At 56.0% G+C, this 16,837-nt stretch carries 16 protein-coding genes and 1 pseudogene; 8 read left to right on the top strand and 9 right to left on the bottom strand.

The genetic code is table 11. The features are described 5' to 3' along the window. Positions 1 to 103: 103 nt before the first annotated feature. Positions 104 to 1,684 carry a sigma-54 interaction domain-containing protein gene (locus tag VFO10_RS08635; protein WP_325139066.1) on the bottom strand — a complete coding sequence of 527 codons (1,581 nt, stop codon included), beginning with the start codon at positions 1,682 to 1,684 and terminating at the stop codon, positions 104 to 106. Between the two features lie 423 nt (positions 1,685 to 2,107). Here VFO10_RS08635 and VFO10_RS08630 point away from each other — a divergent pair, with 423 nt between their 5' ends. Beyond that, complete coding sequence (locus VFO10_RS08630; RefSeq protein ID WP_325139065.1) at positions 2,108 to 3,319, top strand: hypothetical protein; 1,212 nt, start codon at positions 2,108 to 2,110, stop codon at positions 3,317 to 3,319. Here the strand turns inward: VFO10_RS08630 and VFO10_RS08625 are convergent, their stop codons facing one another. From VFO10_RS08625 to VFO10_RS08610, 4 genes are all read right to left on the bottom strand, one after another. Continuing rightward, positions 3,320 to 3,508, bottom strand: coding sequence for a DUF7219 family protein (locus VFO10_RS08625; protein ID WP_422661850.1), 189 nt, complete (start codon positions 3,506 to 3,508; stop codon positions 3,320 to 3,322). A gap of 191 nt (positions 3,509 to 3,699) precedes the next feature. After that, on the bottom strand, positions 3,700 to 4,044 hold the full coding sequence (locus VFO10_RS08620; protein WP_325139063.1) for a hypothetical protein: 345 nt from the start codon (positions 4,042 to 4,044) through the stop codon (positions 3,700 to 3,702). 297 nt (positions 4,045 to 4,341) lie between these two features. Next, on the bottom strand, positions 4,342 to 4,599 hold the full coding sequence (locus VFO10_RS08615; protein WP_325139062.1) for a hypothetical protein: 258 nt from the start codon (positions 4,597 to 4,599) through the stop codon (positions 4,342 to 4,344). Positions 4,600 to 4,730: 131 nt separating this feature from the next. Beyond that, on the bottom strand, positions 4,731 to 5,348 hold the full coding sequence (locus VFO10_RS08610) for a hypothetical protein (RefSeq protein ID WP_325139061.1): 618 nt from the start codon (positions 5,346 to 5,348) through the stop codon (positions 4,731 to 4,733). An 87-nt stretch (positions 5,349 to 5,435) separates the two neighbouring features. On the opposite strand from VFO10_RS08610, the gene VFO10_RS08605 reads away from it, so the two are divergent. The 4 genes from VFO10_RS08605 (at position 5,436) to VFO10_RS08590 (ending at position 9,935) form a co-directional block, all read left to right on the top strand. Next, entirely contained in the window at positions 5,436 to 6,557 is a 1,122-nt protein-coding gene (locus VFO10_RS08605; RefSeq protein WP_325139060.1) for a glycosyltransferase family 4 protein, read from the top strand. Positions 6,558 to 6,697: 140 nt separating this feature from the next. Further along, entirely contained in the window at positions 6,698 to 8,281 is a 1,584-nt protein-coding gene (locus VFO10_RS08600) for a hypothetical protein (protein ID WP_325139059.1), read from the top strand. 20 nt (positions 8,282 to 8,301) lie between these two features. Beyond that, a complete protein-coding gene (locus VFO10_RS08595) occupies positions 8,302 to 9,054 on the top strand; it encodes a hypothetical protein (protein ID WP_325139057.1) in 753 nt (250 codons plus the stop codon). A gap of 107 nt (positions 9,055 to 9,161) precedes the next feature. Then, on the top strand, positions 9,162 to 9,935 hold the full coding sequence (locus tag VFO10_RS08590; RefSeq protein WP_325139055.1) for a hypothetical protein: 774 nt from the start codon (positions 9,162 to 9,164) through the stop codon (positions 9,933 to 9,935). On the opposite strand, the gene VFO10_RS08585 is transcribed toward VFO10_RS08590, so the two are convergent. Next, the gene (locus tag VFO10_RS08585; RefSeq protein WP_325139053.1) at positions 9,932 to 10,624 is read right to left on the bottom strand and encodes an HAD family hydrolase; all 693 of its coding nucleotides are present in this window, start codon (positions 10,622 to 10,624) and stop codon (positions 9,932 to 9,934) included. The two genes, VFO10_RS08590 and VFO10_RS08585, sit on opposite strands and share 4 nt — an antisense overlap. A gap of 179 nt (positions 10,625 to 10,803) precedes the next feature. Here VFO10_RS08585 and VFO10_RS08580 point away from each other — a divergent pair, with 179 nt between their 5' ends. From VFO10_RS08580 to VFO10_RS08570, 3 genes are all read left to right on the top strand, one after another. Next, on the top strand, positions 10,804 to 11,511 hold the full coding sequence (locus tag VFO10_RS08580) for a hypothetical protein (protein WP_325139051.1): 708 nt from the start codon (positions 10,804 to 10,806) through the stop codon (positions 11,509 to 11,511). Positions 11,512 to 11,635: 124 nt separating this feature from the next. Further along, positions 11,636 to 13,150 (top strand): glycine--tRNA ligase, encoded by a 1,515-nt coding sequence (locus tag VFO10_RS08575; RefSeq protein WP_325139049.1) that lies wholly within the window; start codon positions 11,636 to 11,638, stop codon positions 13,148 to 13,150. Between the two features lie 59 nt (positions 13,151 to 13,209). Continuing rightward, positions 13,210 to 13,647 (top strand): hypothetical protein, encoded by a 438-nt coding sequence (locus VFO10_RS08570; RefSeq protein WP_325139047.1) that lies wholly within the window; start codon positions 13,210 to 13,212, stop codon positions 13,645 to 13,647. A 12-nt stretch (positions 13,648 to 13,659) separates the two neighbouring features. Here the strand turns inward: VFO10_RS08570 and VFO10_RS08565 are convergent, their stop codons facing one another. From VFO10_RS08565 to VFO10_RS08555, 3 genes and pseudogenes are all read right to left on the bottom strand, one after another. After that, positions 13,660 to 15,051 carry a di-heme oxidoredictase family protein gene (locus VFO10_RS08565; RefSeq protein WP_325139045.1) on the bottom strand — a complete coding sequence of 464 codons (1,392 nt, stop codon included), beginning with the start codon at positions 15,049 to 15,051 and terminating at the stop codon, positions 13,660 to 13,662. A 22-nt stretch (positions 15,052 to 15,073) separates the two neighbouring features. Then, the gene (locus tag VFO10_RS08560) at positions 15,074 to 16,171 is read right to left on the bottom strand and encodes an imelysin family protein (RefSeq protein WP_325139042.1); all 1,098 of its coding nucleotides are present in this window, start codon (positions 16,169 to 16,171) and stop codon (positions 15,074 to 15,076) included. A 29-nt stretch (positions 16,172 to 16,200) separates the two neighbouring features. Next, positions 16,201 to 16,837: pseudogene (locus VFO10_RS08555) on the bottom strand (hypothetical protein); the annotation flags it as partial.

Here is a 16,837-nt window from a genome sequence, read left to right as displayed (position 1 = left end):
GTTTCTCAAGGGGGGAAATACGAAGCGGGGATCCACCAGGCGGTGGCATTCTTCTGTTGAAACAGAGAAGGAATGCCACCGCGCTGAAAGGAAAAACAGGATATCAAGCGTTCGGTTTGCGGAACTTGCGAGGATCGAGGTTATATTTTTTGGCTCGCAGGCCCATGACGCGTTCAGTCAGACCAAGTTCACGGGCGGCTTTCGCCATATTGCCTTTGCTGGCCTTCAGCGAATCCAGGATCAACTCACGTTCCATCGACTCAAGGGTCGTCTTCAGGTTGTTGCCCGCTTCAACGCCCGTGCTTTCGGCGATTTGAAGACTGGGGGGAAGGTGATGTCCACGGATGACGCCTTCATTGCTCAGAAGTACGGCGCGTTCCATGCAGTTTTCAAGTTCACGGACGTTCCCTGGCCAATGATAGCTCGTGAGCATGTCGATGGCGGGCGTCGAAATACGACGGATGTTCTTGTTGTGCACCTTGCGATATTTCTCGATGAAATAATCGGTCAAAGGCATAACGTCGGTCTTGCGTTCGCGCAGAGCCGGAACATGCAGAGGGAAAACGTTCAAGCGATAGTAAAGGTCCTGACGGAACTGGCCACGCTCGATCATCTCTTCCAGGTTACGGTTGGTGGCAGCGATCACGCGGACATCGGCCTTGATCGTCGACACGCCGCCCAGGCGTTCGAATTCACGCTGCTGCAGGACGCGGAGGAGTTTAATCTGAGTCGTCAGCGTCAGATCACCGATTTCATCCAGGAAAATGGTGCCGCCGCCGGCCAATTCAAAGCGGCCTTTCTTTTGGGTATGCGCGCCGGTGAAAGCCCCGCGTTCATGACCAAAAAGTTCGCTTTCCAGGAGTGTTTCGGGCAAGGCCGCGCAGTTCACCTTGATAAAGGGCTTGCCGCGACGAATGCTGTTGCGATGCAGGGCATCGGCGATCAGCTCTTTACCGACACCGCTTTCACCCAGGATCAAAACCGTGGTGTCCGTGTCCGCGACCTGCTGCATGAGTTCGAAGACGCCCGTCATGGCCTTGGAATTGCCGATGATGGGGGAGCGATCGAATTTCACTTTATCCAGCGTGGGCGCAACGGTCTGGGGGGCCGCGGTATCGTTCTGATGATCGGGATAGAAGCGGTTGATCATGCCCGACTGGGCGATCATGGAAGTCAGGACGGAGAGGAAGGATTGTTCCGTCTTCGGTTCGAAGCTGCCGTAGCAGACTTTCACCGCGGTCAGAGTTCCCATTTTCCGTTCGTTGAATTTAATGGGATGACTCAACACATAAAGCTGGACACCGCGCTCGACTTCAAAGGTACTGTGGAAGCGGGAGCCTTCAAAGTTGGGCACCGGAACCATCTTAGGTCGCCAGTTCCGAAGCACATCCTGGTTGGCCATCTGGATCGCTTCTTCAACCTGAGGGTCGATCGGCTTCTCGCCGCCCGGTGCACGAATTTCCTTACCGATGTCTATGACACCATCAAGGAAGTTAATGCGCCCAAGAACAAGGTCACAGTGTCTTTCGAGCGAACCCAAAATCTCTTTGAGTCCATCCACGAACCCTGCACTCTTCTCGAGGTTGACAGCCGCCATACGCAGGACATCGAGCTGTCGTTCCCGGCGAATGCGATCTTCTGAGTGCTGTAGCAAGATCGACGCCGCCTGACTTCGGGGATTCATCCTACCCTCCCTTTCTTGCAAAAAGTTTGAACTTTTTGACAGTACGCGAGCTTTTTAAAGATCTTCACATCCGTATGTGTTAGGCCGGTTATATCCCGATTTTTATCCTTGAACACTTTCTTTATGTAAAAAAATGACGAAGACTGCCAGCCGAAAAGCTACCAAGATGTACAAAACAGCCCCTGAGCGCACATTGAGAACACTCATTTACGTCAATTAGCCGTGATTTGATGCAATTCTGTAGGAAATTTGTAGAAAAATTTCATCGTCGTGCCGTAGCTCGCACACCAGGTCTTCCAACATTTTGGTAGGGTAGCCCACGAAGTTGAATTTTTGGAAAACGTTCTCAACTTTGCGCTGATTCCGCCGTAAAGCCCTGTGCTGACAGACGCGCGAAAACATGTATGATATGGGATTTTGCTGATGCGTAAGCCCCACACGACACTGCTTCAAGCCGCCAAAGCCTTTACTATCATGGATTTGCAGACGCGAGGCCCAATCTGCCTTATGCTGACTCTTCTCGCGTTAACCCACGTGGCCTGCGGACGCTCGTCCGGAAAAGGGCGCAACACCTCGGTCCCGGACCGCTATTTTGTGCTGGGTGATCCCATGGTTATGCTCGACGGAACAGCAGGGGAAAAACAGAGCTTCCTCACCACGAGCAGTTTGATTGACTTCAATGATTATACCCTGGCCGGCTTCACCGTATTTGCGCCCAAGGTCGATACGAGCACCATCGATACGATTGATAGCCAGGAAGAATTGGAAGATCAGAACAGCACCAATGATTCCCAGCTCGATAGTGAACTCAGCCTCTACAGGTTTCAAAAGGATGGCAGCAAATACCTTTATAAAGCCGAGGGCGCGGCCTTCGTCGATTATCCCGTGCTCGAATTCATAGAGCTTGACGGGCGCTGGGAATTGACAGCGTTGAATGCCGATGCGGCGGTCGTCGAACACTATAGCCTGTCGGCTGATAAGCGCGTGTTCAGTATTCTCATCAGCGATTCGGATGAACTCGGAAACTACCTGGCGGCCTTGACCTTCACGCGCGTCGATGGCGAGCAGAAGCCCCTGCCGCGACTTAATAACAGTTATCAGTATCTGGGTGGCACAGGCGTGGCGATCGGCTGGGATCAGACGGTGAAGATATCGGTCTGCGGTGCCTTAAGCCTTACCGATCAAACCATTTTCAAAAAATCCATCACCGACTGGAGCACGGCGACAGGCGATGCCGAGGGAACACTGGGTCGATTGAATTATGAAGTGGAGTTCGTCACGAGCAGCAAGCCCTGGAACGACGTGAATCAGCATTGCATCAATCTTGTGAAAAGCTATCGGCTGGAGACTCAGGAAGATACCGCTGTCTTCGGAGTGACGATTCCGGTGGTGGATTTTCAGAACTTCACCATCGTGGACAGTCAGATCTTTATCTTCCAGGATGCCCTGAATCGTTTCCGGGAATCGTACCTCGTCACGGCCACTCATGAGATGGGCCACTTCTGGGGCCTCGGCCATGAATTCAGCCGTGACGCTCGCGGTCGCACCCTGCATCCTTCGATCATGGGATATGAAGGAGTCAGCAGCATCACCAGCTGGGACACGGACGCGATCCTTGCGCTCTATCCGCGCTGATCAATCACCGCTCTTGTCATCATCCGGATCTTTATTATTCTTCGGATAAAGGGCCTTCTTGGCCTTTTTCAATTCCTTCCAGCGGGCTTTGATCTGCTTATAGGCTTCCTGCGGCGTGATTTTGCCGCCGGCTTCCAACGCGCAAACGATTCCAACATCGCTGGCGAAATGCTGCAAACTTTCCTCCATGATGGAGTCTTTTGCGTCCTGTTTTCCATCTTTATGAACCACTGTATCCCCCGAGGGCGCGTCCGTCCGCACTAAGAATGAATTCTGAAAATAGCGTAGCCTCCTGCTCGTGCAGCCTGGGGGCGCAACGATGGGAGTTCTTGTCCCAGCCTAACCGAAAGGGGGCGGGATTTCCACGTCCAAAGCTCTGATTATGCGCTCAGGGATAGACCAGACAAAAAGCCGCGCTCAATCCGACGAAGGAGTTGGTTCCAGTGCGCGGCCTCACGCTGGGAAAAGTCGCTGAGTGCAACGGCGATATAGCTGAAGCTTTTGAATTCCTCATAAGCGTCGAAGGCACGCACAACCCGTCCGACAGGCTGGATCGACTCCGGCAACCAAAGCCGCGCGACATCCAGACGTAAAGGCAAGGGCAGGTTCAGGGGCAGGCCTCTGTGCTCATCCCCTTTGACGATCCGCAGCAAAAGGCCAGATCGCGAAATGTCGACCGACTGCCAGAGGTCAAGGCGGCCTCGGCCTGGGGAGCGTGTTTCCACATAAACTTTGGGATTCACTGGGCAGCGCGGAAACTGCAGACGGCGTTCGCCCGATTCCGGACACTCCAGAAGCCTCCCGTCCGCCAGGGACTGTGGGAGATTCGGCTGGGCTCCCGACTTTCTGAGGACCTTGGAAAAAGCGCAGCCGTCCTGCCTGGAATCACAAAGTCTATTGCGTGCGAGCTTTCGACTCGCCCAGCATCATCTTTTATTTCCCCGGAGCAGAGTGGCGAAACGGAAGCAATAAGAAAGGCCCGGACCGAAGTCCAGGCCTTGAAGCATTATGAAATAAAGATATTAAGCCAAACGCAGGGGCATCATATCCGAAGCACCGGCTTCCCGCGCATCGCCTTGCGAGGCGTTCATGGCGACGACATCGTTGCCATAAAGCTCCTGCAGAGCGTGAATGTCCTTCTGAATGATAGGACGTGGTGGAAACCAGCTCGCATAGCTGTTGAAACTTGCCAGCTGCTCTCCATTGCGCATGCGACGAAGAAGGTCGGCATTGCGTTCCTTGCGGAGACTGCGACTTTTAATTTCAGTGACTTTTTTCATATGACCCCTCTCCTGCGAACTTGATAAGGTGTCTATCGGCAGCCAGGTCACCAACTTTAATCAGGAGGGCGGGGTCCACGGTATTTGTCAATAAAATCAAAGTATTAAAATCTTACTTAAAGACTGCATAATCAGATGCCGGCCTGCACACCCAACAGGAAACTTGTATTTGGGGCCTCACCCTTGGACTTGAATGCGGATGCATCTACGTTTGCTGGCAGGTCTTTTACTTCATCGAACTCGAGTTCACGGTTACCGGACTCGACTTCCAGCATCACGCCCAGGCGCATGATAAAGTTGTACTTCGCGCCCACGGCGATATATGTGCCTGATGGCTTATAGGCCACCTTAATGTCCTGACCAGGGGTCAGTTCAGACGTTGCAACATAGGCACCAAGAACGGTATAGCCGAGCTTGCCATAGAACTGCAGCCCACCCAGGTCGATCGGCAACCAGGCTTCGACTTCCAGACCCACTTCGAACCCGTCCAGAGATTTGAAGTTCAGGTCATTGGACTTGTCCCAGTTGATTTGGCTCAAAGAGAGACCAAAGCCGACCGGCACCAAAGGAATCGGGTCCAGGTGAGCCGCTGCTTTCAATTCCGTTCCGGACTCGGTGTTGCTGCTATTCCCGAACTTGAACTCTGTCGAGCGTTTTCCCGTCAGAACCTGAGCATCGAAGAGGGCCCAGGCAGGGCTCGCCAGCAGAAAGGGAACGATCAGGAGCAGTGCCAGACAGCGTTGCTTCATCGAAAAAACCTCCGCAGGGTGAAAAAGGTGTTGTTCCATGTTTCTATCATGAATACGATGCGGCAACAAGCGAAGTCGAGGGAATCAATGCCTTTCAAAGTTCTGCATCTTGATAGCGAAAGCACCTGGCGCGGGGGTGAAAATCAAATCAGGCTCCTTCTGCAGGCCGTGCAAAACGAAAATTGGCAATGGCATCTCGCGGCTCCACCGGGAAGTGAAGCCATCGCGCGCATGTCGCATCTGGCTCAAACATTCGCTGTTCCCATGCGCGGAGCGCGGATCCTCACAGCGTCCTTCGCGGTTGCCCGCTACGTGCGGCAGCACGGGATTCAGCTGCTGGATTGCCAGTCCGGACGGGCCCATAACCTTGGGCTCTTCGTGAAAAAACTTTGTCCTCATGTGAAGCTCGTGGTCCATCGTCGGGTGGATTACCCACCGGCTCCCGGATACTGGCATCGACAGAAGTACGTGCATCCGTCCATCGACCGCTTCGTTTGCATTTCCAGTGCCATTCAAAAGATACTCGCGGAATTCGGCGTGTCGCCTTCGAAGCTCACGACCGTCAGGAGCGCAGTCGATTCCGGACCTTTCGCAGATGTGGATCGCCAGGCCGCGAGGCGCATCCTGACAAATGAATGGCAGATTGCACCGGACCAGACGATCATCGGCAACCTCGCCTACATCACCGAGCAGAAAGATCACGCGACGCTGATCCGTGCGCTCGGGATTTTGCAGCAGCGCGGCCTGCCTTTTTTTGCCTATATCGCCGGTGATGGAGCCTTGCGCCCGGCCGCTGAAGCCCTGGCGGCGGAACTGGGACTCGGACCGGATCGTCTGCGTTTTCTAGGTGTGCGCAAGGATGTGGCGCAGCTGCTCGGAGCCACGGATATCTTCGCCCTGTCCTCGCAGGATGAAGGGCTCGGCACCAGCCTTTTGGATGCAGTGCATAGCGGCTGTACTCTGGTCGCGACAGCCGTGGGTGGGATACCGGAGATCGTGCTGCACGAACGCACGGGTTTGCTTGCACCCGCCAAAGATCATCAGGCGTTCGCGAACAATCTGGAGCGTCTTCTGCGTGATCCGGCGCTGCTGGAAAGATTACGAACGGAAGCCCAGGCGCACGTGGCCCGGCAATTTTCGCTGCAGTCCATGGTGAACGGCAATCTCCGCGTTTATGAAGAGCTGATTCAAGGGCCGGCGAGACACTAAATATGAAGTAGCCAAATTTACCAGGACACACTCTGCTAATCTGCTTGCGAGGAGCGACAGCGTGTGCCATAACCTCAGCCTGTAACGATCCCAAAATCAGGTGCTATCCGTCTCTCCGCGCCCCGTAAGGAGATTCTCCAATGAAGAAAAAATTGGTTCGTCTTTCGGTCTGTGCCCTCGCTTTGGCTGCTGGCGCTTGTCAACCGCGCACACGGACCAAGGTTGTGACTGTCACCGTTCCCGAATCGCCTGTCAAGGGTGGCACCGAGCTGGTTGAATTCAAGAAGCAGACCTATGGCACTCCGCTGCCCATGACGCTGGCGGATCCATCCTGCCTGGAAAAATCCGAGGCGCTTTCGGTGTCAGGAGCTGCGGTTCAGAGCGCCTGGTTTGGTTACCAGGATACGGAAGAAGAAACCATTTCCATCACGACCAAGATCATCGACAGCCGCACCTTTGAGCGCGAACTCACCAATAAATCGGATATGCGCTACACCGTCCAGGGCGAGCGGCGGGAACTCAAGACCTGCTCCGGCCTTGTACCGGCGGGTTCGGTGGAATCGGTGGCCCTTGTCCTGAAAAAATCGGTGGAGGACTCGTTCGCCTTCTATAAGAAAGTGCAGGAGAGCGCCCCTATCCTGAAGCTGCCGAGCATGCCTCCGCTTGGGCTCGGTCTTTTCCCGCAGTATAAAAAGGATGTGAAGCGGATTGAAAAGACCATCAAGATGGATGGCACGCAAACGCAGAACGCGACCCAGACCGTGACGATTGAAACCGACAACGCCTTCTATTCCCCCTTCGCCGACGACACGCTCAGCCCCAGCCTTTATGCGATCTCCGTCATACCTCAGAGCGCCGAAGCCCGCCAGCAGGGGCTGTTCAACAGCAAAGGCCTCTGGGAATATCCCGTCGTCATTCATCACGAATACGGGCACCACGTTTTCCAGATGCTCTTCGGTGATTCGACTGTGGTCAGCTTTCTCTCTTATCTGGATTACTGGCAATCGCATCGCAGTCTTCATTCCATTCACGGCGCGATCGGCGCCGAGGACCACAGCGAGGATCCGAACGCCCGCAGGCAACGCCTCGCCTTCCTTTCAAGCCCCGGCTATATCTTTGGCTCCCTGAATGAAGGCTTCGCTGATCTGTTCGCGCATTACAGCATGAAGGAAGCCAAGGGGCTCTTCGATATCAGCTGTTTCAAGCAGACCCGCGATGTGCTCAGTCCTGTCATGTTCGGCGGCCTTCCCAAGGTCTGGAATGATGCCCTGTGGCGGGAAACTTTCGACATCAATACCCGCCTGGGTGCGGACACCGTGAATAAGTCCGATGCCTCGCCCCTTGAACTCTGCAGTCAACCGTCCTTCGATGACATCCATGTGGTGGGTGCAGTCATCGCGCATACCGTGGACGCCGTGTTTCAGACAACGGTTCCAGCCAGGGCCGCGAGCATCACGCCCACGCTGCACAAGGCCGGGCTCCTGCTCAAATGGCTTCAGGATCTTCGCGCCAGTGACGAGGTGCTGGAACTCAGCAGCAAGCAAACTCTCAGCCGCATTCTCAATATGGCTCTTGGGACCGCTCTCACGGCCCTCGGTGATCATGATAAAATGGAATTCTGCACCGTCGTGCGGCAGAAATTTCCCGCCTTGCTGAGTCGCTGGACGGATAAGCCAGCAGAAGATGCGGCGGATATTCGGGGGGCCTGCGAAACAGCCCCCTAACCTTCATCCGAGGTGGGCTGATGCGCGTTATCCTCTTTCTGTCCCTTCTTATTTTCACGCGGGCTGAGGCCGGGACGCGCAGCGAACAGAACTTCAAAGACCCGGTCACGGGAAAGTCCGGCCTTTACACGGCTGCTTTTGAAAGTCGGGGGGCTCCGAAAAGTCAGGGGCTCCTGCTTTTTTTTCATGGCTCGGGCAATACCAAGGGTTATGCCAGCAGCTTTGAAGCCCTGGAACGCGCCGGCCGTGAATTCAATCTCGCGCCCGTGGCCCTCCAGGCTCCCCATAACGCCATGACCTGGCCGGAAGGCCCCAACTCGCCGGATAATCGCCACGTGGAATACGTCACATCCTTTTTGGAACGCGAGATCGCAGGCAAGCATCCGGAAATCAATCGGGATCGCCTGATCCTTGTCGGGTTTTCCGCCGGCTCCACGTTTTTGAGCGGGGATTTCCTTCCAGGTTCGATCCGTCAGCTGCAGGGCGGCGCTGTCCTGCTCTGCGGAGGCGGCGGTCCGGTTCGTTATCCACCGGATGTCTTTCGCAAACTGACCCCCGAGGAAAGCCGGAAATTTCCGCTGCACTTCATGATCCAGAAAAAGGATTTTCTATTCGGGCAGACTCTGCAGGGCATCGGTTATTGGAAGTCGCGCCAGGCCCTGGTTCATGTCGATACACCGGACGAAGGCGGCCACTGCGCCTTTGACTTTGGCACGGAAATGGTCCGCGGAATCCGCAAAATCCTGGAACTGCCTCGATCTTTACGACCCTGAAAGAATTCCCGATAGCCTCATGATATCATGGCTTTGAAGAGTTTTTTCAATCGCCCGTCCAGCACCACCGATAAGATCCATAAGACACCTCTCTATCGGGGATTCCTATGAAAAATGCGACGCTGACCGGCAGCCTCATCCTCGTCATCAGCCTGACCGCTTGTGATCGGAATAACTTTTCTGGCAAGACGACCGTAGCGGCAGAACCCATTCCCGTTCCCACTGAAAATTACGATGAAGACTCGGCGGCGGAACCTTCCGTGGATGCGCCTCCTCCAGCTGCAAGCAAGCCCTTGACCCAGGCGGGTGGCGTTCCCGGCGGACATTTTGATTTGGATACCGCGACCCAGACCTATGCATTCAACGCGGGAACCACTGTGCGTCACGTGCATGAGTACGATGATAAATACAGCGTGACCGGCGTGGATTATTTCAAGCTGCTCGATGCGCAATTCGTGGAACCGACCGAAGTCCTGACGCCCGATCAGACCTTTAAAATCATCGTGGCCAATGCGCAGCTTTCCCCCGGCGCTCGCCTGACCATCAACGGGCAATCCTATGCCGTGACGGATTGGGAAAAGCGCACGCAAACGGGGGATCTGCCTCTTTTCAGCCTCAGTGGTGTGGCGGGGACGCAAAAACTCACAGCCCTGGCTCTGACGTTCGATCCGCAAAAACCTATCAGCTCGCAGCTGATCCCGACGGTCACGGACCTCGTTCGCAAGAACGCGCCAGGCCCCGGCCAGACCTATCGAGCGGGCGCCTTGACGATTCAAATCCTGGATGCCAAAACCGGGCAGATCGATCCTGCTTTGGGGGTCGCGAAAGTCGGTGCACCCGGCATGCTCTGGGAATCCACCGTATTCTGGCACAAGCCTTAAAGCCGACCCGTGCGCAGGAGCCCAAGGATATCATCAAGCCGCGACAGGTCTTCGTGAAAGAAATCCGGAGCGGCTTCATCGATGGCCTCGCGCGCCACCGGCCCGGTTCCCACGATCAGAACATCAGCCCCGATGGCCCGCGCGCAGCGGACGTCTGCGGGCGTATCCCCGATGATCAGGACTTCATGCGGCCTTAATTCGGCTCCGTGCAAAAGCGTGGCGCGACGGAAGGCTTCCGCGGCAATCTCGGCTCTATCTTCATGATGATCACCAAAGCCACCAAAATTAAAATAAGGCCAGAGCTGAAAGGCATCGAGTTTGATCTGCGCGCAGCGTTCGATATTGCCGGTGAGCAGTCCCATCAGATGCCGCTGATCATCCTGCAGCCGCTGCAAAAGCTCGCGCACACCCGGCAAAAGAATGGGCGCGCGCTGAGCGAGGGCCTCGTGAAAATAATGCGCATAGAGGTCCAAAAACTCCTGACCCACTCGGGGCGACCAGCTGATGCCGTGCAGTTCAAAGAGTTCCTTCGTGATCGACTGATCCGTGCGACCACCGAAATTTATATCCACGTAGGGATTTTCAACGGCGTGCAGTTCGTTCAACGCACGCGCCAGAGCCGCTTTGCCAGCCCCTCCTGCGCGAACAAGCGTACCATCTATATCAAAAAGCAGGACCCGGTAACTCATGCCTGGCTGACTCCTCGTTTTTCGAGACGGGGGTATCCCTCCCACTTGCCCCAGTTTAGCCCGAGTTTTTGGGAAAGCTCAAACCGGGAAAATGTCCGCTGCACTTAATTAAGGCAAAGTTCTGCCGAAGGATGGTTACGATTTGCCGAGTCTCCCAGAGCGTGACAGGAGGTCCGAGGATGGGATTGCGACACAGAACAGCCGTCAGCATGATCCGCATGCAGAGGCGTCAAGCCGAAGCCAAGAGCGCCCGGGTCCATGGAAAACCCCCACCACGTTCCGTGCGTGGAGTTTCTTTCAGTCATATTGACCCAACAGCTCCACGTCAGCCGTCAGCCGCCAATGCCCTGCATCGACACGATCAGGACGAGAGTCTGCGTCTCTTGCAGCGTTTGCGTGAGGCTCTTCACCCCTGGACCGATGAAAAGTCGCAGGTCAACAAGGAATACGAATCCCTGCAGGATGAACTGCAGCGTCTGACGCAACATATGTCCCGACATAAAAGCGGGACCACGCCCGAGGTCTGGGACAATCAGACCGAGCCTTATCCCTATGCAGCCCATGACGGGCCGGATAGACTGCCTTACCGCACCATAAAAATCGTCAGTACCGAAACGCAGACGATCGAACGTCTGGATGTGACTCCGCTTGATCTCAGCCGCTATCGGCAGGTTTTTCAGGAGCCTCCAGCACCTCTGCGGACGCTGACACTCGTGCCTCCCAGCGATGCTCCTGCTCCCGAAGCTCCTGGTCTTTCGATCGAGGAGGAGGCGCAGCTCGGCCACGCCACGGCAAACCTGACTCAACAGTCACTCGAAATTCGCGGCACGGGCAGCCCCCGGATTGCCATAAGCCCCAAGGTGGCCCTGAGCCTGCTCGACAGTTAAGTCGGCACGACTCGTCAGACTGGCCACCACAGTCTTCCACCCACCGATTCCACCTTGAGTCCTTATCGGGAACAGTCTATCTTTTCCCTTTTCGAGACTTACCAGCCAGGCAGGAGTCGCAGCTTTGAACGAATTGGACCTCATGACAAAAATCGTGTCTCTCTGCAAACGACGCGGCTTTGTATTTCAAAGCTCTGAAATATACGGCGGCCTCAAGTCAGCGTATGACTACGGTCCCTTGGGCGTTGAGTTGAAACGCAATATCGCGGCCGCCTGGTGGCGTTCGATGGTTTACGAGCGCGATGATATCGTGGGCATCGACGCCTCGATCATCATGCATCCCAAGGTTTGGGAAACATCCGGTCACGTCGCCGGTTTCTCCGATCCTTTGGTCGACTGCCTCAACTGCAAAGAGCGTTTCCGTGGTGATAAAGCCCCGCGCGCTGAAGTCGGCAGTGAAGTCGTCTTCCATGAAGGCGGCAAATCCTCGGGCAAGAAACTGAAAGGCACGGTCGGCGCCTGCGGTTACGTGTGCCCGGTCTGCGGCTCGCCCAACCTGAGCGACGAGCGTCAATTCAATGGAATGTTCCGCACGACTCTCGGCCCCGTGGATCCGCTCGCGGATTTTTTCAAAGAGATCAAAGAAAAAAATCTCGACGAGCGCGAGATGCGCACGAAATATGAAGAATGCCTGAAGCGTTCTTTGGTTTACCTGCGGCCTGAAACGGCCCAGGCCATGTTCGTTCAGTTTTTGAACGTGCAGCAGACCACTTCGATGAAGGTCCCCTTCGGCATCGCCCAGCAGGGTAAATCCTTCCGCAACGAAATCGTCGTGGAGCACTTCATCTTCCGTTCCTGCGAATTCGAGCAGATGGAAATGGAATTCTTCATCGAACCGGGCACCCAGGATCGCTGGCTCAAGTATTGGACCGACGAGCGCATGGGCTGGTATAAAAAATATGCGAATACCGCCGAGAATTTCCGTCTGCGCCAGCACGAGGACAATGAACTCGCGCACTATTCCGACGACTGCTATGACGTCGAGTATCTTTATCCCTGGGGCTGGGGTGAGCTGGAAGGCATCGCCTCGCGCACCGACTACGATCTGAAGCGCCATGGTGCAGCCACCGGCTCGAAACTCAGCTACTTCGATCAGAACAAGGTCGATCCCGAGACCGGCAAAACCGGCTGGCGTTATGTGCCTTATGTGATCGAACCCGCTGCGGGCCTGACCCGTACCGTCCTTGCCATGCTGCTCGACGCCTACTGCGAAGAGAAGAGCGTGGATGCGAACGGCCAGGAAAAGGTGCGCGTTCTTTTGAAACTTCATCCCGCCCTGGCTCCCATCAAAGCCGCGGTGCTGCCCCTTGTGAAAAAAGATGGCCAGCCCGAGCAGGCCGAAGCGATTGCCAAGGAACTGCGCCGTGCGGGTCTGAATGTGGCCTGTGATGATGCGCAGAGTATCGGCAAGCGTTATGCCAAGCATGATGAGATCGGCACTCCCTTCTGTATCACGGTCGATACCCAGACGATCGAGGACAAGACGGTCACCCTGAGGAATCGTGATACGGCCCAGCAGGAACGCTTGACGATCCCCGCGGCCATTGCGAAAGTAGTGGAAGCCTGTCGTCATCCTTAAGGCTGTGGAAGCCTGTGTAAAACGGGGCGACCTCTTTTCATCGCGTCAGGGGAGAGAAATTGAATAGACGTCCCAACAATCAGCAAGGCTCCGGTCATCAGGGAGGGGATCGCAACCGCAATCGTCGTCGTCGCGGCGGTGGAGGCGGGGGCGGCGGTGGCCCTCAACAAGGTGGTGGTGGAGGTGGCGGCGGCCAGCGTCCGCCTCGCCAGCAGGGTGAGGCCGCTCAGGCGGTCGAGATTACCCGCAAAGCGCCTCCGGTCATGCGCCGCTACGGGGTGGTCTTCTATGATAACCATGCCCAGGCTCGTGAGGACGCGGCCACTCTTCTCGAAAAATCCAAAGAGGTCGATCAGCTGAACATCGTGATTCGGGCTGAAGGCACCATGGACGATCCCGAGCTTTTGAAATACGGGAAAATCTTCGCCGGGGAAGCCTGGCATCTCATCCACCGTCGCCGTGTGGATGAGAAATGGTATGACGAGCCGCACGAATAATTTCGTTCACGTTCAAAGAGACTTCAGGAACATGATCAAGGCCGACCGCGACGCTGCGGGCAAGGCCTTGAATCGTTTCTGGGATGCCTCCGCCTCTCCACCATGCCAAAGAATGGCTTCTTCCAAAGTCCGCGCGCGTCCATCGTGCAGATACCCGCTTCCCGGCAAGACAGTTTGGGCGAGGCCGATTCCCCAAAGTGGAGCCGTTCGCCATTCCCGGCCCGAGGCCTGATAATCCGGGCGCTCATCGGCCAGCCCTTCCCCCATATCATGCAGCAAAAGATCGGTGTAAGGGGCGAAGGTCTGATCCCGCAAAGCCGCGATCGGATGATCCGATCCTGTGGTCAGACTCGGCCGATGACAGGACGCGCAGCCGATATCACGGAACAGTTTTTCACCCGCGCGCGAACCCGCCAAAGTCCGATCCCGATCGGGAACAGCCAGAGTCTGCATATAGTAAGCCGCTCCTTTCACCTGATCCAGCGTGACTTCCACGGTTCCATCAGCATCTGGAAAAATCGGATTATGAACGCCCATGTCCTCCGCAAAGGCCCCGGCCGTCTGCACCAGAACGCTCGGCGCCGATGCCTTCCAACCCAATCGTCCCGCCGTCACCTCCTGCTTCAATGGATCCCACACGCGATTCAAACGTCCGCGAATGCCATCCTGATTGCGATCCGAAGGATCTTCGAGCGCCTCCAAAGTTTCCAAGGCCACGGCCTCCAGAAGACCAACCCCGAATACCGGCGGTGTCTGCCGCAAAGAACGCAGCACGGCAGGATTCTGCATCAGCGCGGCATTGTCTTCGCGTCCTGAGAAAGTCAAAACCGGCAGTCTCAGAGTATAAGGCGTTCCATCATCATACTGTCCTGCGACAGGGCTCCAATTCAAAGTGATGGTCACTTCCGCTGTGGCTCCCGATACCGCCTGGTCCTGCAGCTGGCCGCCCAGACCGGGAACAGGAATCGGTCCATGTCCCAAAGGTTTTGTGTCGGCTCCCAAAAAATCAGCCGCTTGGCTCGGATCCAGACTGATGCGCACCAGCATCGGCGAATTCAAGGATCCCGCCTGGCCCAGTGTTGCCATGCCCCGCCCGTTCCCCAGATGACAGGACTCACAGCTGTTGTTATTGAAAGCCGGTCCCAGTCCCGGATTGATTTTCGAAGGTCCGGCGACGAACGCGGCTTCAAACATGCTGTCACCCGCCGCATGCAGATTCAGCTCCGCTTCATCCAAATTCGCAGCCGGCATGGTATAGGCATTCGAAGTGCGGGAACGAACAGTGGTCTCACCGCCGGCCGGGATCACGGGCAAACCCTCGTCCTCCTGATCACGCCCGCGCGGACTACAGGACCAGACGCCCATCATCAACGTTAAAATCCAGGCTCCATGATGCGCACGCATAGGCTCTCCCCTTCTCTTTTTCTTACTTCACGGCTTCCGCAACGTCGGTCGCAAGAAGATCGCGCAGTTCCCGCAGAACAGTTTCAGCCGCGGTGATTTTTGCATCCGCCGCCGGGGACGCCGCGGACGTGCGGAAGGGAGCGGGAATACCTTGAATGGCAGCGATCGCGTCATCAATCAGCTGCTCAACCTGGGTATCCAAGGCGGGATTTTTGGCTTTCACACGGGATTTGATGCTGAAGGCATTCACCGCACCTGTGGTGCTGCCCTGATAGACAAAGCGGAGGCCACGGATGTTATCCTGAAAGTCGCGGACTGAATTATCCGAGTATTCACTTTCAATCGGAGCGGTCTTATCTCCATGCGGACCACCGATCTTGACCGTGCCGACTTCATCGGCAATACCTGAGAGTTTTTCCACGATATCATCAATGGCCGCCCGGCTCGTCGCGAACGCACCATTTTCAGCCACACCGGAATTCAAAAGCCGCTCGCGATAGGACGGCCCGCCTTCAAAACTTTCCTCCCATGAGGTCAGAAGAACAGAAATCACATCATGAACACTGCTGGCGAGCGAAACAAGATAGGACCGCTCGGCCGGCGTTTGCGTGGCCAGAGTCTTCGATCCCTCCTCACCGAACAAAAGAAATTCAATCGCATGAAAACCTTTGGCGGAAACACCGACCTGGCTCAGATCACGCAGGCGATCGCCTTCGACCTTGGCGATCTCCTCGCTGATTTCATTCGGCTGAACGGGCCATGTATCCATCGCGGGATCAAGACCCTGCGAATCCACAGGTCCGGTCAGAAACCCTTCGCTTTGCTCCCACGGCGTCCGCACGGAAAGCCAGGCGTCCCGTGCGGCTTGAAACGCCGCTTCGCTGGGACTATCCCGCAGCGTGATCAGAGCGTCCTTTAAAACAAGGGATTTGCTCTCCATATCGTGATAGGTCACGAGCACCACGTCATCGGTAAAGTTTTTCAAAAGCCCAAGGTCCGCGTCCGTATAAGCAGCCGCAGTCTCCTCATCACCCGATTCCCCTGGTTTTTGGCAGCCCAGGGCGAGAGTCAGTACACAAAGAGCCGGCAGTACGCGTGTCGAAATTTTTCTGGCAAACATGGTCATACCCCATAGTGAGAATGCAAGTTTCAATAAACAAAACCCAGGCCGAAACGCAGTTCGTGCTCGGGCCGCAGATCACGCGAACCGAAGCGCCTTTCCGAAACGTCGACCTTGAAATAAAGTGTGGATTCAATATGGTAGGCGGCACCCAGCGCCAGCACGCGCCGATCGAAACGGCTATCATCCAGCTGACCGGCAGCCGCTTTGTGAACGGTATCGTAACGCTCGAAGCGCACGAACGGTATCAGCGCATCGCCCTGCTCGAAGCCTTCCCACGCATATCCCCATTCGGTCCAGGCCGAGAACGCGGCCTCCGCCACGGGCGTGCGCGCCGCACCTTCGTAGCTGTTGGGAAGATTGATGTTCTTGCTGTTGATACGGTCGCTGCCCTTGATGCGCCCGAGCATCAAAGAAGTCTGACTCTGCAGGGCGCCCCACTGCCCTTTGGCAAAAAGCGACAGAAGCTGCACCGGAGTGTTGTGATATCCGCAGGGAGCGACCCGTTCGGTATCCCCCTTGCCGTTCTTGCAATTCTTCGCCAGATCCGACTTGGGTCGATTGGCGCTGGAATCTCCGTAATAGAAGGAAGCGCCGGCTTCCAGACCTGGGATGCTCTGGGTTGTCCACCGCAAAACAGCGGCGGGATTGGTGGCTTTGACAAAT

Origin of the sequence: Oligoflexus sp. (assembly GCF_035712445.1) — a bacterium.
Classification (GTDB): domain Bacteria; phylum Bdellovibrionota_B; class Oligoflexia; order Oligoflexales; family Oligoflexaceae; genus Oligoflexus.
Note: the sequence above shows the minus strand (reverse complement) of the source record. Positions and strands in the feature narration are given on the sequence as shown.